18 protein-coding genes and 1 tRNA gene are annotated in these 19,809 nt (G+C 64.7%); 9 read left to right on the forward strand and 10 right to left on the reverse strand.

Annotated features, from left to right (window positions below; genetic code table 11):
* Positions 1 to 20: 20 nt before the first annotated feature.
* Together HZZ13_RS10500 and HZZ13_RS10505 are read right to left on the reverse strand one after the other, a co-directional pair.
* Complete coding sequence (locus HZZ13_RS10500) at positions 21 to 788, reverse strand: glucose 1-dehydrogenase (RefSeq protein ID WP_197959541.1); 768 nt, start codon at positions 786 to 788, stop codon at positions 21 to 23.
* A gap of 12 nt (positions 789 to 800) precedes the next feature.
* Positions 801 to 2,000: a mandelate racemase/muconate lactonizing enzyme family protein gene (locus HZZ13_RS10505; protein WP_197959542.1), complete on the reverse strand. Its 1,200-nt coding sequence runs from the start codon at positions 1,998 to 2,000 to the stop codon at positions 801 to 803.
* A gap of 171 nt (positions 2,001 to 2,171) precedes the next feature.
* Here HZZ13_RS10505 and HZZ13_RS10510 point away from each other — a divergent pair, with 171 nt between their 5' ends.
* Positions 2,172 to 2,939 (forward strand): GntR family transcriptional regulator, encoded by a 768-nt coding sequence (locus HZZ13_RS10510; protein ID WP_197959543.1) that lies wholly within the window; start codon positions 2,172 to 2,174, stop codon positions 2,937 to 2,939.
* Positions 2,940 to 3,059: 120 nt separating this feature from the next.
* Positions 3,060 to 4,424, forward strand: coding sequence for an MFS transporter (locus HZZ13_RS10515; protein WP_197959544.1), 1,365 nt, complete (start codon positions 3,060 to 3,062; stop codon positions 4,422 to 4,424).
* 9 nt (positions 4,425 to 4,433) lie between these two features.
* On the opposite strand, the gene HZZ13_RS10520 is transcribed toward HZZ13_RS10515, so the two are convergent.
* The 3 genes from HZZ13_RS10520 to HZZ13_RS10530 form a co-directional block, all read right to left on the reverse strand.
* On the reverse strand, positions 4,434 to 5,684 hold the full coding sequence (locus HZZ13_RS10520) for an arsenic transporter (protein WP_197959718.1): 1,251 nt from the start codon (positions 5,682 to 5,684) through the stop codon (positions 4,434 to 4,436).
* A 63-nt stretch (positions 5,685 to 5,747) separates the two neighbouring features.
* Positions 5,748 to 6,188 carry an EamA family transporter gene (locus HZZ13_RS10525; RefSeq protein WP_197959545.1) on the reverse strand — a complete coding sequence of 147 codons (441 nt, stop codon included), beginning with the start codon at positions 6,186 to 6,188 and terminating at the stop codon, positions 5,748 to 5,750.
* A gap of 204 nt (positions 6,189 to 6,392) precedes the next feature.
* Positions 6,393 to 8,870 carry a PAS domain-containing hybrid sensor histidine kinase/response regulator gene (locus HZZ13_RS10530; protein WP_197959546.1) on the reverse strand — a complete coding sequence of 826 codons (2,478 nt, stop codon included), beginning with the start codon at positions 8,868 to 8,870 and terminating at the stop codon, positions 6,393 to 6,395.
* Between the two features lie 216 nt (positions 8,871 to 9,086).
* Here HZZ13_RS10530 and HZZ13_RS10535 point away from each other — a divergent pair, with 216 nt between their 5' ends.
* From HZZ13_RS10535 to HZZ13_RS10550, 4 genes are all read left to right on the forward strand, one after another.
* A complete protein-coding gene (locus HZZ13_RS10535) occupies positions 9,087 to 10,157 on the forward strand; it encodes a zinc-binding metallopeptidase family protein (protein ID WP_197959547.1) in 1,071 nt (356 codons plus the stop codon).
* Between the two features lie 179 nt (positions 10,158 to 10,336).
* Complete coding sequence (locus tag HZZ13_RS10540; protein ID WP_197959548.1) at positions 10,337 to 12,352, forward strand: acetyl-CoA carboxylase biotin carboxylase subunit; 2,016 nt, start codon at positions 10,337 to 10,339, stop codon at positions 12,350 to 12,352.
* A gap of 148 nt (positions 12,353 to 12,500) precedes the next feature.
* Positions 12,501 to 13,367, forward strand: a complete 867-nt coding sequence (locus HZZ13_RS10545) for an isocitrate lyase/PEP mutase family protein (protein ID WP_197959549.1) — start codon at positions 12,501 to 12,503, stop codon at positions 13,365 to 13,367.
* Positions 13,364 to 13,663, forward strand: a complete 300-nt coding sequence (locus HZZ13_RS10550) for an acylphosphatase (RefSeq protein ID WP_197959550.1) — start codon at positions 13,364 to 13,366, stop codon at positions 13,661 to 13,663. The genes HZZ13_RS10545 and HZZ13_RS10550 overlap by 4 nt, the downstream gene beginning before the upstream one ends.
* A gap of 15 nt (positions 13,664 to 13,678) precedes the next feature.
* Here the strand turns inward: HZZ13_RS10550 and HZZ13_RS10555 are convergent, their stop codons facing one another.
* Both HZZ13_RS10555 and HZZ13_RS10560 read right to left on the reverse strand, forming a co-directional pair.
* A complete protein-coding gene (locus HZZ13_RS10555; protein ID WP_197959551.1) occupies positions 13,679 to 15,196 on the reverse strand; it encodes a PAS domain-containing hybrid sensor histidine kinase/response regulator family protein in 1,518 nt (505 codons plus the stop codon).
* Between the two features lie 129 nt (positions 15,197 to 15,325).
* Positions 15,326 to 16,177, reverse strand: coding sequence for a LysR family transcriptional regulator (locus HZZ13_RS10560; RefSeq protein WP_197959552.1), 852 nt, complete (start codon positions 16,175 to 16,177; stop codon positions 15,326 to 15,328).
* A gap of 111 nt (positions 16,178 to 16,288) precedes the next feature.
* Between HZZ13_RS10560 and HZZ13_RS10565 the strand changes: the two genes are divergently transcribed.
* Positions 16,289 to 16,717, forward strand: coding sequence for a tautomerase family protein (locus tag HZZ13_RS10565; protein WP_197959553.1), 429 nt, complete (start codon positions 16,289 to 16,291; stop codon positions 16,715 to 16,717).
* Here the strand turns inward: HZZ13_RS10565 and lipB are convergent.
* Positions 16,714 to 17,475, reverse strand: a complete 762-nt coding sequence (gene lipB / locus HZZ13_RS10570) for a lipoyl(octanoyl) transferase LipB (protein WP_197959554.1) — start codon at positions 17,473 to 17,475, stop codon at positions 16,714 to 16,716. The two genes, HZZ13_RS10565 and lipB, sit on opposite strands and share 4 nt — an antisense overlap.
* Positions 17,476 to 17,557: 82 nt before the next feature.
* Between lipB and HZZ13_RS10575 the strand changes: the two genes are divergently transcribed.
* Together HZZ13_RS10575 and HZZ13_RS10580 are read left to right on the forward strand one after the other, a co-directional pair.
* Positions 17,558 to 17,800: a FliM/FliN family flagellar motor switch protein gene (locus HZZ13_RS10575; protein WP_018647371.1), complete on the forward strand. Its 243-nt coding sequence runs from the start codon at positions 17,558 to 17,560 to the stop codon at positions 17,798 to 17,800.
* 175 nt (positions 17,801 to 17,975) lie between these two features.
* Positions 17,976 to 18,060, forward strand: a tRNA-Leu gene (locus HZZ13_RS10580).
* 214 nt (positions 18,061 to 18,274) lie between these two features.
* Here HZZ13_RS10580 and HZZ13_RS10585 read toward each other — a convergent pair.
* Both HZZ13_RS10585 and HZZ13_RS10590 read right to left on the reverse strand, forming a co-directional pair.
* Complete coding sequence (locus HZZ13_RS10585) at positions 18,275 to 18,559, reverse strand: GYD domain-containing protein (protein ID WP_197959555.1); 285 nt, start codon at positions 18,557 to 18,559, stop codon at positions 18,275 to 18,277.
* 147 nt (positions 18,560 to 18,706) lie between these two features.
* A complete protein-coding gene (locus HZZ13_RS10590; RefSeq protein ID WP_197959556.1) occupies positions 18,707 to 19,804 on the reverse strand; it encodes a dihydrolipoamide acetyltransferase family protein in 1,098 nt (365 codons plus the stop codon).
* Positions 19,805 to 19,809 lie beyond the last annotated feature (5 nt).

Genomic DNA, 19,809 nt, shown 5'->3' on the forward strand with positions numbered 1-19,809 from the left:
TGCTCCCTGGATTTCGCGGGTTACATCGCGGCGATCATGCCGCCATCGACATAGATGATCTGGCCGTTGACGTAGGTGGACGCATCCGAGGCGAGGAAGATCGCGGCACCCACCAGCTCGTCCGGCTTGCCCCAGCGCTTGGAGGGGATGCGGCCCATCAGCCAGGTGTTGAAATCGGCGTTGTTGACCAGCGCCTCGTTCATGTCGGTGAGCATGTAGCCGGGGCCGATCGCATTGGCCTGGATGCCGTGCTGGGCCCATTCCACCGCCATCGAACGGGTCAGGTTCTTGATGCCGCCCTTGGCCGCCGTGTAGGGCGCAATGGTGGGGCGGGCGAGCTCGCTGCCGAGCGAGCCGATATTGATGATCTTGCCGCGCTTGCGCGGGATCATGCGCCTCGCCGCCTCGCGGCCGATCACGAAGGCGCTGGTGAGGTTGGTCTCGATCACCTTGCGCCATTCGTCGGTGGTGAATTCCACCAGCGGCTTGCGATGCTGGATGCCGGCATTGTTGACGAGGATGTCGACCGCGAGCCCTTCGCGATCGAAGCGCTCGAACGCCGCCACGATTGCGGGCTCGTCGGTGACGTCAAAGGCGGCGCCTTCGGCCTGGTGGCCGGCGCTGCGAAACTCGGCGACGGCCTGTTCGACACGCTTGGGATCGACGCCGTTGACGATGATCTTCGCGCCGGCCTTGGCCATGCCCTCGGCAATGGCGCGACCGAGGCCGCGGGAGGAGCCGGTCACGAGCGCGGTGCGGCCGGAGAGATCGAAGAGGGAAGTGCTCATCTCAAGAATTCCTCAGACGTTGGAGCGGCGCACGGTGAGATCGGTGCGCTCGAAGACGGCAGGCAGGAGGTCGACGCCGAGGCCCGGTCCTTCCATCGGAAAGACATAGCCGTCCTTGATCACGGGCATCGTGGTGACGAGCTCATTGTACCAGCCTTTGTAGAAGGCGCGCACCGATTCCTGGATCAAGGTGTTGGGCTGGCTGAAGGACATGTGGATGGCGGCGATGAAGCCGATCGGGCCGATGCAATCGTGCGGGGCGAAGGGACGGTGATAGGTCTCGGCCATCGCCGCGATCTTGCGGCCTTCGGTGAGACCGCCGGTCCAGCACAGATCGGCCATCACCACATGCATGGCGTCGCGGTCGAGCATGTCCTTGTAGGGGAAGCGCGAGCCCAGTGTCTCGCTGGCGCAGACCCAGACGTCGGTCGAGCGGGCATATTCGGCCAGCGCCTGCGGCGAGTTCATCCGGATCGGGTCCTCGTACCAGGTCGGCTTGTAGGGCTCGAGCGCACGGGCGATCTGCTTGGCGGTCGGCAGATTCCACAGCGAGTGCAGCTCGACCATGATCTCCATCTTGTCGCCAACCGCTTTGCGGATCTTCTCGAACGGCTCGATCGCCTGCTTCATCTGCGCGGCGGTGATGTAGAGTCCCTTGTTCTCCTGCGCGGCGGGATCGAACGGCCAAATCTTCATCGCGGCGATGCCGCTTTCCAAAAGGCTCTCGGCCAGCGCATCGGCGCGCGTCATGAATGCGTCGAGATCCTCGTAAGGTCCCTTGGAGGCGCCGAGATTCCAGTTGGCCACCGGGCTGATATTGGTTGAGCGGACATATTGCGTGCCGGCGCAGGTGTTGTAGATGCGCTGCTTGTCGCGGCAAAGGCCGCCGAGCATCTGGTGCACCGGCTGGCCGCAGACCTTGCCGAACAGGTCCCACAGCGCGATGTCGATCGCGGACGCGGCGCGGTATTCGACGCCGGTGGAGGACTGCGCCATCGGCAGGTTCAGCATGTCGCGATGAATCGCCTCGATGTGCAGGGGATTGCGGCCGAGCAGGCGACCGGCAAAGGTGTCGTGGATCTGCGCTTCGACGGCGCCAGCGCCATAGAAGGTTTCGCCGAGACCGATCAGACCAGTGTCGGTATGGATGCGGACCCAGATGACGTTGGAAAATTCCTCGGTGCGCAGTGTCTCGATCGACGTGATCTTCACGGCAAGTATCCTCCCATCGAAAAGGCGCTTCGCACCCCGACGTCTCATTTTGCGCTGCGCAGGTCGTGCCGACGTCTTACGCCTGCTTGTAATATATCACAACATGTTTTAAGGGTGCCACAACGAGGCGCGCCATCCTGCAACGAGAGCGCGGGCTGACGGGAGGACGACATGGCACGACGCAAGCGCGCGCTCGAGGTGGTGAAAGACGAGGATGACGGCGGAGGCCGGCGCTCCCGTAGCAATCGTCTCAACTTCTTCGAGTTGGCCTATCAAAGGATCGAAGAGCTCCTGGTTCATTGCGAGCTCAAGCCAGGCCAGTTCATGACCATGCTGGAATTGCAGCACATCACCGGTTTTGGCCGCACGCCGGTGCATCATGCCGTCAATCGTCTCTCCGCCGACACCCTCATCATTATCCGCCCGCGTCATGGCCTCACCATCGCGCCGATCGATCTGGCGCGCGAACGCATGCTGCTCGGCCTGCGCCGCGATATGGAGCGTTTCGTCATTCGCCTCGCGGCGGATCGCGCCAGTCTTTCCCACCGCAATCAGGCGCTGCACATCGAGCGTCTGCTGCGCGAGCGCCGCGCCAGCCTGACCCTCGACGAATTCAATCATCTCGACCGCCGTATCGACGCGCTGGTGCTGGAGGCCGCCGGCGAGCCATTCCTGGTGCACACGCTGCGGCCGTTGCACACGCTGTATCGCCGCATCGGCTACATCCATCATCGCTTCATGCCCGGGCAGGCGGATCTGTCAGGCACGATCGATCACCATCTCGCCATCCTTGCAGCCGTCGCCAACCGCCGCGTCGAGGACGCGGTGAAGGCGAGCGACGCACTGATCGACTACATGGGCGAGATGTTCTCAGGGATGGAGGCGGGGATCGATCCGCGCCTGCTCGATTGCAGCATCGAGCCGCTGCTCGGCGCGTAGAGCACGATCCGAAAGTGTGCAGCGGTTTTCCGAAGAGGTGATGCTCAAGACAACAAGCTAAAGCGCGATGAGATCCTGATCTCATCGCGCTTTTAGAGAGTTCTGAAGAAAGGAAGAAGAATGTCAACGATGGCGATGCCACAAGCGACCGCGAGCGAAGCCGCGGTCCGCTACCTCATCACGAACTACAGCCCCAAGGGCAACAAGGTCGGCTGGCTGATGATGGCCTCCATCCTGGTCGAGGCCTGGGACCTCTATTCGATCGCCTTCGTGCTGATCTTCATCAAGGAGCAGTACAATCCCGATCCGCTGATGCTCGGCCTTGCCGCTGCGGGCACGCAAGGCGGCGCCCTGATCGGCGCGCTGCTCGGCGGCTGGCTGTCCGACAAGATCGGCCGCCGCGTGATGTTCCTGGTCACGATGGTGCTGTTCATCGTGCTGGCGCTGGCGCAGGCCTTCGTGCCGAACGTTGCCTGGCTCGTCGTCATCCGCTTCCTGCTCGGCATTCCCCTCGGTTCCGACATCTCGACCGGCTACACCTACATCATGGAATCCATGGCCAAGGGCGAGCGTGAGGTCATGGGCAACCGCTGGCAGTTCATGTTCGCCGTCGGTGAAGTGCTCACCATCGGCGTTATCGTGATCTTCCTGCTGATCGACATGAATCACGAGATGCTGTGGCGCGTGACGCTCGGTCTCGGTGCGGTGCCGGCGCTGATCATCCTGATCATGCGTCACGACGTGCCGGAGACGGCGGTGTGGCTGGTGCAGAAGGGCCGCTACCGCGAGGCCAAGCAGGTCGCGCGCGAGATGTTCAACGACAACCTCGACATGCTGCCGGACCAGGACGTCAAGGTGCCGAAGGTCTCGACCCGCGCGTTCCTCGCCGACCTCAAGAAGGATCCGATCCGCTGGCGCGCAACGGTCTACGGGTGGATCGCCTGCTTCATGCAAGCAAGCGAGTTCTCGACCTTCGCGTTCTACCTGCCGGTGCTGTTCGCGATGGTCGGCGTGTCGTCGATTCTCGGCAACAATCTGGTGACAATGGCGCTGTTTGCCTTCGCGGGGCTGTCGGGCTGGGTCGGACCCTTGCTGACACCGAAGATCGGCCACCGTGGCATCTCGATCGCCGGCTTCTCGATCGTGCTGGTATCGCTGCTGTTTGCGGCCTTCGCGCTCTACACCGACAACAAGATGCTGCTGCCGTTTGCGGCCGCCGGCATGCTGTGGGGCCATTACTGGGACGCCTCGAACTGCATGACGATCCCGACCATGGTCGCCAAGCCGCAATATCGCGGCACCGCCAGCGGCTTCGCCTACATGTTCGTGAAGCTGCCGTCGTTCCTGGCGATTTTCCTGTTTCCCTCGCTGTTCGCCGCGATCGGGCAGGCCAACGCCACGCTGTTCGTCGCGATCTTCCCGCTGATCGGATTGCTCGCGGCAATCTTCATCCTGCCGGAAGTCTATGGCTACGAGAACGACTGAACCCGCACACTATCTGATCGCGGCGGCTAACGCCGCAATCAGAGCTGGCGGCGTCACCAGGAGGCCGAGCTTGAGGAACGGCCAGGCGCCGACCTCGATCTTCTCCCGCCGGAGCGCGACCAGCCAGAGAATGGTGGCGAGCGAGCCAGTGACCGACAGATTGGGGCCGAGATCGACGCCGATCAGGATGGCACTGACGACCGGCGCGGGCAGATGATCGCTGGCGGCGACCGAACCGGCGACGAGACCGACAGGGAGGTTGTTGGCGATGTTGTCGGCGAGCGCGGTGGCGATGCCGACACTCCAGGCGGCGTTCGTCACGGACTGCGCCACCGCCTGGTGCAACAGCGCGCTCAGCTGCGCGATCACGCCGGTCTTCACCAGCGCTTCGACCATGACAAAGAGCCCGCCGACGAGCGGCAGCACGCTCCAGGAGACACCGTGCAGCACGGGCAAAGGCGATTGACGGTTGATCAGCAACACGATCGCCGCGGTCGTCACGCCGCAGATGAAGGTCGGCAGACCCAATTGCAAATCGAGGGCCGAGGCCCAGATCAGCACGATGCCGATGGCACCGATGCCATAGGCCGTCAACAGGCCGCCGCGGCTGAGTTTGGGATGAGGCACTTGCGTTTCGATGGTTTCGTCCTTCAACTCGCGGTGCAAGGCAAGGCGTAGTGCGATATAGGTGAGAACAATCGAGGCAAGCGACGGCAGAGCGAACTGGCGCAGCCAAGTCCCCAGATGCGGCATGTTCTTGCCGAACACGACGAGGTTGGCCGGATTGGAGATCGGCAGCACGAAGCTCGCGGCATTGGCGATGAAAGCGCAGACGAAGAGATAGGGCAGCGGTTTTGCGCCGGCCGCGCGCGTCGCGGCATAGACGGCCGGCGTCAGCACGATCGCGGTGGCATCGTTCGAGAGCAGCACCGTCACAAGCGTGCCGACGAGATAGATCAGCAGGAACAGCCGCTGCGGGGAGCCGCGTGCATGCTCGACCGCAAACGCGGCCAGATAGTCGAACAGGCCTTCGAGCCGCGCCAGCTCGGCGATCAGCATCATGCCGATCAGGAAGAGATAAACGTCGACGCCTTTCTCGATGCCGGTGAGTGCATCCTGCCACGATAGGAAGCCGGGCAGCACGAGAGCGGCGGCGCCGATCGCGGCCCAGATCGCCTCCGGCATGCGAAAGGGGCGGATGATGACGCCTCCGGTGGCGGCGACGATGATGCTCCAGGCCCAGATGGCATCAGACGGCACGGTCGGCAAGTCAATCTCCAGAATCCGCTCCTGACTACCGCGCGCCGGGTAGAACCGCCAGCCTCAAAACTTGATCGCCAGCAGCACCGCGCCGGCGCCGATCATGGCGATGCCGAGCCAGCCCTGCGCCGTCGGCCGCTCGCCGAGAAAGGCGAAGGCGAACAGGGCGACCAGCACGACGCTGAGCTTGTCGATCGGCGCGACCAGCGTTGCGGGGCCAAGCTTCAGCGCACGGAAATAGCAGAGCCACGAGGCACCGGTCGCTAGTCCCGACAGCACCAGGAACAGCCAGGTTCGCGGCGAGACCGCCGAGGGTACGACGAATTGTCCGGTGAAGAATAGCAGCACCGAAAAGGCGAGCAGCACCACGACGGTGCGGATGAAGGTGGCGAGATCCGGATTGATGTTCTCGACGCCGACCTTCGCGAAGATCGCGGTCAGCGCCGCAAAGCAGGCGGACAGCAGCGCCCAGGTCTGCCAGGCGGAGAGGAGGGCGGGTTTCATGAACTTCCTGATGCGCGCGGCTGAATCGTCGTTATGCCGGTAACCGGAGCCTAACACTCGGCGTCGTCCCGGCGAAGGCCGGGACCCATACCCCCAGGGAGAAGTGTGACACGAGATGGTCATTGGCAATCTTTCGCCACACACCCATTCGTGATTATGGGTCCCGGCTTTCGCCGGGACGACATTGTGAGTGTCGCTCGCACCTTATCTTGCCACCGACAGCTTCTCCGAGATCGCCTTGCGCAGGATGCGCGACAGCGATTCCACGGAATACGGCTTCTGGATCAGCTCGAAGCCGCGGTGCGCGTTTTCCGCGAGCACGTTGCTGTAGCCGGAAGTGAGCACCACGGGCAGGCCCGGATAGCGCTCGCGGATGATGCCGGCGAGCTCGACCCCGTTCATGCCGGGCATGATGACGTCGGAGAAGACGAGATCGACGGCAAATTCGTTGTCGCCGAGGATCGCCAGTGCCGCGTTCGCGTCGGCGACGCGGCGGACGACATAGCCGAGATCCTCCAGGAGTTCGGTGGAGAAGCGGCCGACCTCGTCGTCGTCCTCGACCACGAGCACGCGACAGCCACGCCCGGTCGTGGCCGCCTCGTGGCTCAGCGCCGCGGCTTCCTTCTCCGTGGCGGGGCTCCGCGCCTGCGGCAGGTAGATGGTGAAGGTGGCACCTTCACCTTGCGTGCTCGTCACCGCAATGTCGCCCTCGGACTGCTTTGCGAAGCCGAAGGCCTGGCTCAGGCCGAGGCCGGTGCCCTTGCCGACCTCCTTGGTGGTGAAGAACGGCTCGAAAATCGAGTCGAGATGTTCCGGCGCGATGCCGCTGCCGGTGTCCGCGACTGAGATCGCGACATAGTCGCCGCCGCGCGCCGATTGTGCGCGCAGGCTCGGAATTCCGGAGACCTTGCGCACGGCAATGGTGAGGCGGCCTTCGCCGTCCATGGCATCGCGGGCGTTGATGGCGAGGTTGATCAGCGCGGTCTCGAACTGGGCGACGTCGGCCACCGTGAAGCAATCGGCGTCCTGAACCTCCACGGCGATCTCGATGCGGGCGCCGACCAGCGGCCGGACCAGCTGCGCCACGCCCTCGACCTGGCTGCCGACGTTGAAGATCTGCGGCTTCAGCGGTTGCCGGCGCGCGAAGGCGAGAAGCTGCGCGGTCAGCTTGGAGGCGCGCTCAACCGTCTCGGAGATGGCATCGACATAGCGGCGGCGGCGCTCCTCCGGCAGCTCGCGCCGGCGCAGGAAATCGGTTGCCGAGCGGATGATGGTGAGGAGATTGTTGAAGTCGTGGGCGACGCCGCCGGTGAGCTGGCCGATCGCCTCCATCTTCTGCGATTGGCGCAGCGCCTCTTCGCCGAGACGGCGCTCGGTGATGTCGACGGCTTCGGGCACAGCGCCGGTGATGTTGCCGTGGCGGTCGAGCACGGGCCGCATGCCGAAGTCGAAATCGCGGTCGCCGATGGGAAGATGCAGGCGCATCTCCAGCCGCACGGCTTCGCCTTTGAGCACCGTCTCGAAGGCTTCGCGCACGGCGGCACTCATGCCGTCCGTGGCGGTGAACCAGGGCGTTTCCCAGAACGGCTTTCCGATTACATCGGCGGAATTCGCCTTGATGCCGGCGAGCGCGGTCTTGTTGGCGTAGACCAGCTCGCCCTCGAGATTGACCAGACCCTGATACTGATTGCTGGTCTCCAGGATCGCGCGCAGCCGCGCCTCGTTGGCTTCGAGCTCGGCGGTGCGCTCGGCGATGCGCTCTTCCAGCGTCTCGTTCAGCCGCCGGAGCTCGATCTCGGCCTGCTTGGCCACGGTCACATCGTGGGCGACGCCGATGAAGCCGATATGCTTGCCGGTCGCATCCCAGCGCGGCTGCGATTCCGAGCGCAGCCAGCGCCATTCGCCGCTGGCGTTCTTGTAACGCGCTTCCAGCACGAAGGGCTTGAGGGACGCTTCACCCGCGACGGATTGCTGCAGCACGTGCGGCAGGTCGTCGGGGTGCAGCACCTTGCGCCAGTCGAAGTCGATGGCCTGCTCGTAGGGCAGGCCGACGAAGTCGACATAGGCCTGGTTGGCGAAGGACCGCTTGCGGTCGAGCTTGGTGACCCAGATCGGCACCGGCGCGCTGTCGGCGATCAGCCGGAAGCGCTCCTCGCTTTCGCGCAGCGTCTCGCGTGCCAAGGCCTGATCGGTGATGTCGATATGGGCGCCGACGAGCCGGATGGCGCGGCCGTTCTTGTCGCGCTCGATCTTGGCGACCACCCGGATCCAGCGGGTCTCGCCGTCGCTGGGGCGGATGATGCGGTATTCGGCGCTATAGTCTTCGCTCGCTCCGGCGAGAGCTTCGAAGAAATGCTTGACGGTGGCGTCGCGGTCGTCGGGATGGATGCGGTTGACCCAATCCTCGTGCGACTCCTCGGCGGCTTCCGGCGGAAGGCCGTGGATCATCAGATATTCGGGCGAGCGACGGTTTTTGAAGCCTTCGCGGAAATCGACCTCGACGCCGCCGACCTTGCCGATGCGCTGGATGCGCACCAGCTCGGCCTCGCGCTCCTGCAGCGCGCGATAGGCGTTATCGCGCTCGCGCGCGACGTCTTCGAGGTGCTGGCGCAGCCTTTCGGCGGCGATGGTCTCGGGCAAGGGATCGTTCAAGGCATCGGCCGTTGTCATGCAGGTGCGCACGTGCCGGACCGATATTCACACAGACGGAGCGTGATGGCCATTGTTTAGAGCGCAGGTGGTGCCGGGAAACAGGGGCGCGTGTCTGAACGCGGGGAAATGCGCGGTGGCAACGTCCGGTCTGGCAATTTGTTCCGGATACTGGAACGATCCGCTGATTGAGGCGTCGTCGCCAGGCGCCAGCTCTCTCATAACTTTCCCTTCCCATGAGGCTAAATCTTGAAGCTGTTTGTCTGCCAGGCCTGCGGCAACGTCCTCTATTTCGAGAACCGCGCCTGCGAACACTGCGGCCGCCGGGTCGCCTTCCTGCCCGAGAAGGAGACGATGTCAGCGATCGAGGCCGACGGAGGGGCATGGAGGATCATCGCCGACAAGGACGAAAGCCGGATGCTGTGCCGGAATGCCGAGCACGACGCCTGCAACTGGCTGACCGACGCAGGCGATAGCACCGGCTATTGCCGCGCCTGCTGCCACAACGGGACGGTGCCGAACCTCTCGGATCCGGCGCAGCTCGCCGGCTGGCGCGAGCTGGAGGTGGCCAAGCACCGTCTATTCTATTCCCTGATCCGTTGGAAGCTGCCACTCCAGACCCGCCAGGACAATCCCGAGCATGGCCTGATCTTCAACTTCCTCGCCGACGATCCGCACAGCGGCGAGAAGGTCATGACCGGCCACGACAACGGCCTGATCACGATCGCGCTGACCGAGGCCGACGACATCGAACGCGAGCGGCGCCGGCTCGAGATGGGTGAGCCCTATCGGACGCTGCTCGGGCACTTTCGCCATGAGGTCGGCCACTATTTCTGGGACGTGCTGGTGCGCGATGGCGGCAAGCTTGACCAGTGCCGCGCCGTCTTCGGCGACGATAGCGCCGATTATGGCGAGGCCCTGCAGCGCCATTATGCGGAAGGACCGCCGCCGGACTGGCAGCAGAACTACGTCTCTGCCTATGCCACGACCCACCCTTGGGAGGATTTTGCCGAGACCTGGGCGCACTACCTCCACATCGTCGATACCCTGGAAATGGCCGCCGAGTTCGGCATGGAGGTGCGCCCCAAGGTCGACCGCGACGGGGAGTTGACCGCGCGCATCCGCTTCAATCCGTACGAGGCCAGGGATGTCGAGGCGCTGGTGAACGCATGGCTGCCCTTCACCTTCGCCATGAACAGCGTCAACCGCGCCATGGGCCTGCGCGATCTCTATCCCTTCATCCTGTCGCCCGCGGTGGTCGGCAAACTGGGCTTCATTCATGACCTGGTCCGGGACGCGGCCAAGGCTGGAAAGCCCTAGGGATACCGCACGGCGGGCGCGCCGGGCCCATTTCGGTCTTGCGCTGGTACGCCGAAGGCGGCCCGATTTAGACCGTTGCCTCCGGCCCATTTTGATGTACCACGGGAGCCACACGGCCCCTCCCATAGGCCCGAACGGCCAGGGAAGGGTCCCGCCCAAGGTCGAGACTCAAGAAAAGCATGTTCAAACGCATTCTGATCGCCAATCGCGGCGAAATCGCCTGCCGGGTCATGAAGACTGCCCGCAAGATGGGAATTCAGACGGTCGCGGTCTATTCCGAGGCCGACCGCGATGCCCTCCATGTCGAGATGGCCGATGAGGCGGTGCTGATCGGCCCGCCGGCCGCGGCCGAGAGTTACCTGGTGATCGAGAAGATCGTTGAGGCCTGCCGCAAGACGGGCGCCGAGGCCGTGCATCCCGGCTACGGCTTCTTGTCCGAGCGCGAAGCGTTTCCACGCGCGCTGGAAGCCGCCGGCATTGTCTTCATCGGCCCCAATCCGGCCGCCATTGCGGCGATGGGCGACAAGATCGAGTCCAAGAAGGCCGCCGCAAAAGCAAAAGTTTCGACTGTGCCGGGCTATCTCGGTGTCATCGAGGACGACAAGCACGCGGTCCGCATCGCCGACGAGATCGGTTACCCCGTCATGATCAAGGCCTCCGCCGGCGGCGGCGGCAAGGGCATGCGCATCGCCCATTCCAAGGCCGAGGTCGCCGAGGGCTTCAACCTCGCCAAGGCAGAGGCCAAGGCCTCGTTCGGCGACGACCGCGTCTTCGTCGAGAAGTTCATCGTCGATCCCCGCCACATCGAGATCCAGGTGCTGGGCGACAAGCACGGCAACGTGATCCATCTCGGCGAGCGCGAATGCTCGATCCAGCGCCGCAACCAGAAGATCATCGAGGAAGCGCCGTCGCCGCTATTGGACGAGGCGACCCGCCGCAAGATGGGCGAGCAGGCGGTCGCGCTGGCCAAGGCCGTGAACTACGATTCCGCCGGCACGGTCGAATTCGTCGCAGGCCAGGACAAGAGCTTCTACTTCCTGGAGATGAACACGCGCCTTCAGGTCGAGCATCCCGTCACCGAGCTCGTCACCGGCGTCGACCTCGTCGAGCAGATGATCCGCGTCGCGAGCGGCGAGAAGCTCGCCATCGCGCAGAAGGACGTCACGCTGACCGGCTGGGCGGTGGAATCGCGCCTCTACGCGGAAGATCCGTTCCGCAACTTCCTGCCCTCGATCGGACGGCTCGTGAAATATCGTCCGCCCGCAGAGGCCAGCAAGGACGGCATCACCATCCGCAACGATACCGGCGTGCAGGAGGGCGGCGAGATCTCGATCCATTACGATCCGATGATCGCCAAGCTCGTCACGCATGCGCCCTCGCGCGCGGCTGCGATCGAGGCGCAGGCGACTGCACTCGACTCGTTCTATGTCGACGGCATCCGCCACAACATCCCGTTTCTGTCGGCATTGATGCATCATCCGCGCTGGCGCGAGGGAAGGCTCTCGACCGGCTTCATCGCCGAGGAATTCCCCAAGGGCTTTGCGGTGCACGTGCCCGAAGGCGAGGTCGCGCGTCGCATCGCCGCGGTCGGCGCCGCGATCGATCACGTGCTGGGCCAGCGCAAGCGGCAGATCTCCGGCCAGATGGGCGGCCGCGTCGTGCAGCGCGAACGGCGTCGCGCGGTCTGGCTCGACCGCCAGGAGATCCTGCTCGAGGTCGCGCGCGAAGGCGAGGCGATTGCGATCCGCTTCATCGACGCCGACGGCAAGGCCGGCAATACGCATCTGCTGCAGTCGGCGTGGAAGCCGGGCGATCCGGTCTGGCAGGGCACGATCGACGGGCAGTTCGTCGCCGTGCAGGCGCGGCCGATCGCCAACGGCATCCGCCTCGCGCATCAGGGCGTCGAGGTCCCGGTCTATGTCTGGACTGAAGCGGAAGCGACCTCGGCGCGGCTGATGCCGGTGACGACGGCCTCCGACAGCGGCAAGAAGCTGCTCTGCCCGATGCCGGGCCTCGTGGTCTCGATCGCGGTGAACGAGGGGCAGGAGGTCAAGGCCGGCGAGACGCTGGCTGTGGTCGAAGCCATGAAGATGCAGAACGTGCTGCGCGCCGAGCAGGACGGCACCGTGAAGAAGATCCACGCCAGCGCGGGCGCGACACTCGCGGTGGACGCGCTGATCCTGGAGTTTGCGTGAGCGTGGCAAAGCGCAATATTAGACCCTCACCCTGAGGAGCCGCGCCTGCGCGGCGTCTCGAAGGGCGAGGCCAACCGCCGGGCCTTCATCCTTCGAGACGCGCGCAAGAGCGCGCTCCTCAGGATGAGGAATTGAGAGTGAGGCAACCATGGCCTTTCGTTCCCGCCGCGAAAAACTGCGCTCCATCCTGTCGGGCACAATTTGCGTCCATCCCGGCTCGGTCTATGACGCGATCTCGATCCGCATTGCCGAGGATCTCGGCTTTCCGCTCGGCATGTTCGGCGGATCGGTGGCTTCGCTCGCCGTGCTCGGCGATCCCGATGTCACGCTGATCACCCTCACCGAGCTCGCCGAGCAGATGCGGCGGATGTCGCGGGCCTCGGCGCTGCCGGTGCTCGTCGATGCCGATCACGGCTATGGCAATGCACTGAACGTGCGCCGCACGGTGCAGGAGCTGGAGACGGCTGGCGCGGCCGGCCTCACCATCGAGGACACGCTGTTGCCCGCCGCATTCGGTGAGACGAAGGCGCAACTGATCTCGTTGGAGGAAGGCGTCGGCAAGATGAAGGCGGCGCTTGGCGGCCGCAGCGATCCCTCGCTGGTCATCATGGGCCGCACGGGCGCAGCTGCGATCACCTCGATCGATGATGCGGTTCGCCGCGCCCAGGCCTATGAGGCGGCCGGCGTCGATGCGCTGTTTTTCACCGGCATCAAGTCGCGCGCCGAGCTCGAGGCCATCGTCTTCGCCACGCGCCTGCCGATCGTGCTCGGCGGCGCGTCGGAGGATTTGAGCGGGCTCGATTATCTCCAGGGTCAGCGCGTGCGCATCGCGCTGCAGGGCCATGCGCCGATCGCCGCCGCGACGCAAGCCGTCTACGAGACGCAGAAGGCGTTGCGCGAGGGCATGGCGCCAAGAAGCCTCAAGGGCCTGGCGTCGTCGGAGCTGATGGCCCGCGTTACGCGCGAGGCCGCGGTCAAGGCGCGCAGCGCCGATTTGCTCGGATCGAAGCCATGAGCCGGGTAATTCTCCAGGTCATGATCCGCGGCCGTGTGCAGGGCGTCGGTTACCGGGCCTGGGTGGAGTCCCAGGCCACCGCGTGTGGCCTCGAAGGCTGGGTCCGCAACCGCCGTGACGGCAGCGTGGAAGCGCTGTTCGCCGGCGCGCCGACGCACGTTGCCGACATGGTCGCGCTGTGCCGCCACGGCCCGCCGTCCTCACGCGTCGACAATGTCACCAGTGAGACCGCAAGCGTGGATGAGCTGAATTTGCGCAGGGCAGGGGAGAAGTTTTCGGTGTTGCCGACGGTGTAGGTGCTGTCGGTGTGCTCACCGCGGCAGCTTGGCGATCGCCTCGCTCAGCTCGTGGATCTCGTAGGGCTTGCGCAGGATCGGGAAATCGCCGCGCACGCCGGCGGCGACCTCGCTGTAGCCGGTGGCGAGCAGGATCGGCAGGCCGGGACGGATCTGGCGGAGGTGATGGGCGAGGCTGAGGCCGTCCATCTTGCCGGGCATGACGATGTCCGAGAACACGAAGTCGACGCCGTCGCTCTCAATCTCGCGCAATGCCGCTTCGGCATCGGCGACACGGCGCACCTGGTAGCCGAGCTGCTCCAGAAGACCGATGCTGACCAGCGCGACATCGGGATTGTCCTCGACCAGCAGCACCGTGCCGCTGCCGCGAAATGCCGTTCCCGGCGTCTCCCGCGACGGCACATCTGTGCCGCGCGGCAGGACAATGGTGAACGTCGTGCCCTTGCCGAGCTCGCTGGCGACCTTCACCGTGCCGCCGGCCTGGTGGGCGAAGCCGTGGACCTGCGACAGGCCGAGGCCCGTGCCCTTTCCGATCGGCTTGGTCGTGAAGAACGGCTCGAAGATCTTGTCGAGAACGTCGGAAGGAATTCCGAACCCGGTATCGCGGACGTCGATTGCGACGAAATCGCCGACGAGCGGCGCCTCGTTCAGGACGACGTTGCGCGCGCCGATCGTCACTGTTCCGCCGTCCGGCATCGCGTCGCGGGCATTGATGACGAGGTTGAGCAGCGCGGTCTCGAGCTCGGAGACGTCGGCCTTGATCGGCCAGATGTCGGAGGGGATGTCGAAAGCGAGACGCACGGAGCTGCCGACGCCCGCGTCGAGCACCTCGCGGATGTCCGCGACGCGTTCGGCAAAATCGATTGCCTGCGGGTTGACGCTTTGCCGCCGCGCGAAGGTGAGAAGCTGGTTGGTCAGCGCTGCGCCGCGCTTGGTCGCGGTCTCGATCGCCGAAATGGCGCGCTCGAGCTTGGGGTCGTCGGCGGCGCCCTTCTTCAGGATGTGAAGGCTGCCGCTGATGATCATCAAGAGATTGTTGAAGTCGTGGGCGACCCCGCCGGTGAGCTGTCCGAGCGCATCGAATTTCTGCGACTCGGCCAGCTGCTTCTGCATCGCCTCGAGCTTGAGCTGGGCATTGCGGCGCTCTGTGATGTCGCGTGTGATCTTGGCGAAGCCGATCAGCCTGCCGTCCTCGTAGATCGGGTCAATGACGACGCTCGCCCAGAAGAACGTGCCGTCCTTGCGGACGCGCCAGCCTTCCTCCTCGTATCGGCCCTTTTCCCGCGCGATGTCGAGCGCCCGCGCCGGCTTGCCATTGGCGCGGTCGGTCTCGGTGTAGAAACGGGAAAAATGCTGGCCGAGGATTTCCTCGGGGGAGTAACCCTTGATGCGTTCGCCGCCGATGTTCCAGCTGGTGATGATCCCGTTGGGGTCAAGCATGTAGAGGGCGTAGTCGGCAACCCCCTCAACCAACAGCCGAAAACTGCGCTCGCTCTCGAACAGGTCTCTCTGTTGACTGAACTTTTCGGTCATTCCCGGGACCCCGCCTCGACGGGAGCAAACGCGGCATGCGCGAGATTGGTTCCCGGATGTTGCGACATTTTTGGACAGATGTTCCCGCCCCGTATGCAGGCCAAGGCCGCTGAAGCCCACGCGTGATCGTCAAGCAGGTGCGCTCCGGAATGTTGCCGCCACGGCACGCAAGGCCGCCAGCTTGGCGGGATCGCTGATCTTCGAATGCAGCATGACTTTCGAGCTGCCGAGCTTCGGCAGCCTCTGCGCGGGTCCGATGTCGACCAGGCCGGGCGGCGCGATCCGCCGTGCCAGCGGCGCGATCGCAAGGCCGGCAAGCGCGGCCGCGACCACCGCGGTGACGCCGCCGCCGACGAAGCGTTCGCGCCAGGCAATGCCGGACTTGTCGAGCGCGCGCACGGCGACGGCGCGGACGCCGCAGGGCGGGGCAAGGGTTGCAAGCGGCAATGGCTCTCCCTTCGGCACGGTGAAGCGACGTGACGCGAACCAGCCGAACCCGTCCTCCGCCAGCTTCTCGCCGCCGCGGCGGCTGCCTTCCTGGCGCACGATCACCGCATCGAGCTCGCCTGCATCATAAGCATCCTGCATCTCGCGCGAGAAGCCGATGGTGACGGCGAGGGTGAGGTTGGACGACATGGCGTTCAGGCGCTCGAGTAGCGGCACCAATTCGGGGCCAGCGGCGTGATCGGAGATGCCGAGCGAAAGCGACTGCGCGGCTGAAGTCTCGCCCGACAGCGCGCGATCATGCGCCTCCATCAGCGCGCGGGCGCGATCGAGGAACGCGGCGCCATCGGCCGTGAGGCGGACTGCGCGCGGCGAGCGCTCGACGAGGCGCTTGTCCAGCAAGGTCTCCAGCCGCTGCAGCTTGAGACTGACGGCGGCCTGCGTCGTGCCGAGCGCTTCGGCGGCGCGGGTGAAGCTCTGAAGGTCAGCGACCAGCAGGAAGGCCTGGACGGTGGCGATGTCGAGTGTGGCGGCCATTACAAGTCGTTATCATTGATATCAGAACAGATAAGATACCAAAATGATGACCGCAGGTCTAGGTTCTCACCAACGCCGCGCGCATTGCGCGGCATATCGAGGAGAACGACAATGCCCCTGATCACCGTGTCCTACACCACGTCCCGCCAGTCCCCCTCGCTGAAGGCCGATATCGCGAGCACGGTATCCGAGCTCACTGCAAAAATCCTGCACAAGGACCCCAAGGTCACCGCCATCATCGTGAAGTCGGTCGAGGCAGGCGACTGGTTCGCCGGCGGCAAGTCGCTCGCCGAGCAGAAGCTCGCCAGCTACTGGATCGACATCCACGTCACCGAGGGCACCAACACCAAGGACGAGAAAGCGGCCTATCTCGCCGCCATGTTCAAGCGCATGGCCGAGATCCTGGGCCCGCTGCATCCCGAGACTTATCTGCATGTCGACGAGGTCAAGGGCGACGCCTACGGCTTTGGCGGCCTGACCCAGGAGCGGCGCTACATCGCTGGCAAGCTCGAGGTTTCTCCCGATCGCGCGGCAGCCTAAGCCAAGGCTTCGGGCGCCAGCGCCTTGGTCGGTCCGAACAGCTCTTCGAACGCCTGCCTGAGCGCGATGTCGACGTCGGCCATGGTCACGAGCTGGCCGAGATCGACCAGCGAGGTGACGCCGTAACGGGGGTCGACGACGCCGCAGGGCACGATGCCGGCAAAATGCGACAGCTCCGGCTCGACATTGATGGCGATGCCGTGAAAGGAGACCCAGCGCTTCAGGCGGACGCCGATCGCCGCGATCTTGTCTTCGTGCTCAGGTCCCTTGTCGGGTCGCCTGACCCAGACGCCGACCCGGTCCTCGCGCCGCTCGCCGCGGACATTGAAGGCGGCGAGCGTGCGCAGGATCAGCTCCTCCAGGCTCGCGACATAGGCTCGCACGTCCGGCCGGCGTCGCTTGAGATCGAGCATGATGTAGGCCACGCGCTGGCCGGGCCCGTGATAGGTGAGCTGCCCGCCGCGCCCGGTCGCGAAGGTCGGGAAGCGGGCATCGAGCAGGTCGCTCTCCTTGCCCGATGTGCCCGACGTGTAGAGCGGGGGATGCTCGAGCAGCCAGACCAATTCCGGCGCCTCGCCGGCGGCAATCGCCGCAACGCGCGTCTCCATGGCGGCCACAGCGTCAGGATAGGGCACCGGAGCGTCCGAAATCCGCCATTCGACGACTTCGCCGCCTGCGGCGGAAAACAACGTCAAATCGAGGTCTTGACGCAGGTCCTGACGTTGGTCTTGGCAGGGGTTTGGAGGCGAATTAACCATTGGCTAACCATAACGTGGTGATGATCTCGGGAGCAAATGAAGAGTCCCAAGTCCTAAGTCTCAAGTTGCGGCGGTCCTGACAGTGCCCACTCTCGACAAAGTCACCGTGGATCTCATGGTCGTCCTCGGGACGACCACCATGCCGATCCATCAGGTATTGCGTCTTTCCCGCGGCGCCATCATCGAGCTGGACGCAACCGAGGCCGACGAGGTCAAGGTGCTCGCCAACAATCTGCCGGTCGCCTCCGGCGTCGTGCTGGTCGACCGCAACAGAATCGCGGTCGAGGTCAAGCAGATGCTGCCGCGCTCGCCGGGGACACGGTAACGGCCCGCGCCGGCAGTGGCGGCGGGTAACCCATAGGGCCGATCCGGGCGGGTGAGAATTTCCCGCCAAGCTTGTGGAATTCGGGGCCTTTGCGGGCTTGTATCCCTCTGATGGATTTGTTAGATCGGCGGCCGCTGATCCGGCCAGCCTTCAAGCCTCAGGCCGGCATCTCCTAGCGCTCGTGGCGGAACTGGTAGACGCGCTGCCTTGAGGTGGCAGTGGGTAACACCGTGGGGGTTCGAGTCCCTCCGAGCGCACCAAGCAAATCAACAGCTTGCAAAACTGCGCACCAGAACGGACCTTTCGATTGGGAGCACCTGTCGCAAGCTGGTCCGAACAGCGGGTATGGCGAGGGTGGCCGCCGTGCGTGATCGTCTCATGGCGCGGCGATGAGGCACTCGGACAAAAATTCGATCCTCAGCGCCACCCGTGCAACGGGTGGCTCAACTCCGAGCACGATCGACTTCCCAGATATCAGCCCGCGGCGTCCTTAACCGCCGCTTCAAAGGTTTTTGCCTCAAAGGCCGGCATGCTTTGGATCCGGCCCAGACCCTGGTTGGAGTACCAGACCGAAAACGCAAGGACCGCCTCCGGCTTCGGGGCATCTACGACGTCGACGAAATCGTAGTAGCCCTGCGTATAGTGGACCGACTCGATTTTGATGCCAAGCTTGTCGAGCTTCGCCTTGGCCTTGCCAACTCGCTCCGACTGCTTGCTTGCCCACTCCGGGCTCAGATTTCCGAGCAGCACATATTTCATGATCGCCTCCACGGCAGGTTGATCATTTTGCGCGCAGGCGATTGCAATTATACGCCCTTTGACGGGGCGCGCCACCGCCGGGACGTCAAAACCACTTGGCGGAGCGCTCGTCTCAGGTACGGTGGAACTCGATGCCGTGATCGACTTTCACGACATCAGCTCAAGATCCGACTTGAGTGCAACCAGGAAGCGAGCGGCTTCGCCCCCGGTCACGATGCGATGGTCAAACGTGAGCGACAAGGGCAGCATGCGCCTCACCGCAGGCTGGCCCCGATGCGCCACCGCCCGTGGGGAAATCCGCCCCGCTCCTATGATGGCCGCTTGCGGCGGCACGATGATCAGATTGGCAAACCGGCCTCCGATCATTCCAAAGTTCGACAGCGTAATGGTCGCGCCGCGCAGCTCTTCCGGCGGGATCGAGCGCGCGATTGCGTCAGTCCGCAGGCGGTCGAGACCGGCCCGCAAATCCGAGACGTTGCGCTCTGCGACATTGCGCAACACGGGAACGATTAGTCCCCCTTCGGTATCGACGGCAATCCCGAGATCGACGCGGGGAATCAGGCGACGCTCTCCCGTGGTGGAATTATACCAAGCATTGAGCGCGGGCTCTGCCTTGCATGCAATGGCGATGGCCCGCACCAAGCGGATTGTCACGTCCTCGCCTGTCGGCCAGTCGTCGATATCGGCTTCATCCGTCACGGTGGCGGGGACGATTTGCGCGTGGGCTGCCGTCATGCGTTGGGCCATCGCGCGTCGCATGCCGCGCATGGGCTCAGTGGAACCGGATTCGGGCATGCTCTTCGCAGCCCGTTCGACATCGGCCCGCGTGATCGTGCCGCCGGGCCCCGTTGCCTCCACCGTCTCAAGATCGACATCGAGCTTGCGCGCGAGTGCGCGCACAGCTGGAAACACGCGAGGCTGTCCGGTCGCTGGTTGGGGGGAAATTCCAGCGGCTGGCGGATGTTCCTCCCTGCCGAGTTCGCCGACGATCGTGCCAGTATCCGGCTCGGTGCCCTCGGTAAACTCGACGAGCGGCGCGCCGACCTTCACGATATCGCCCTTGTTGCCGAACAGGTGCGCGATGCGTCCGCTCGAGGGCGATGGTATCTCAACGACCGCCTTGTCGGTTTCCACGGAGAGGAGCGGCTGATCGGTGACGACGTGATCGCCCTCCGTGACATGCCAGGTGACGATCTCCGCCTCTTCAAGCCCTTCGCCGAGGTCCGGCAGCACGAACTGACCCATGGGAC

The sequence above is a fragment of the Bradyrhizobium agreste genome, assembly GCF_016031625.1.
GTDB lineage: Bacteria > Pseudomonadota > Alphaproteobacteria > Rhizobiales > Xanthobacteraceae > Bradyrhizobium > Bradyrhizobium agreste.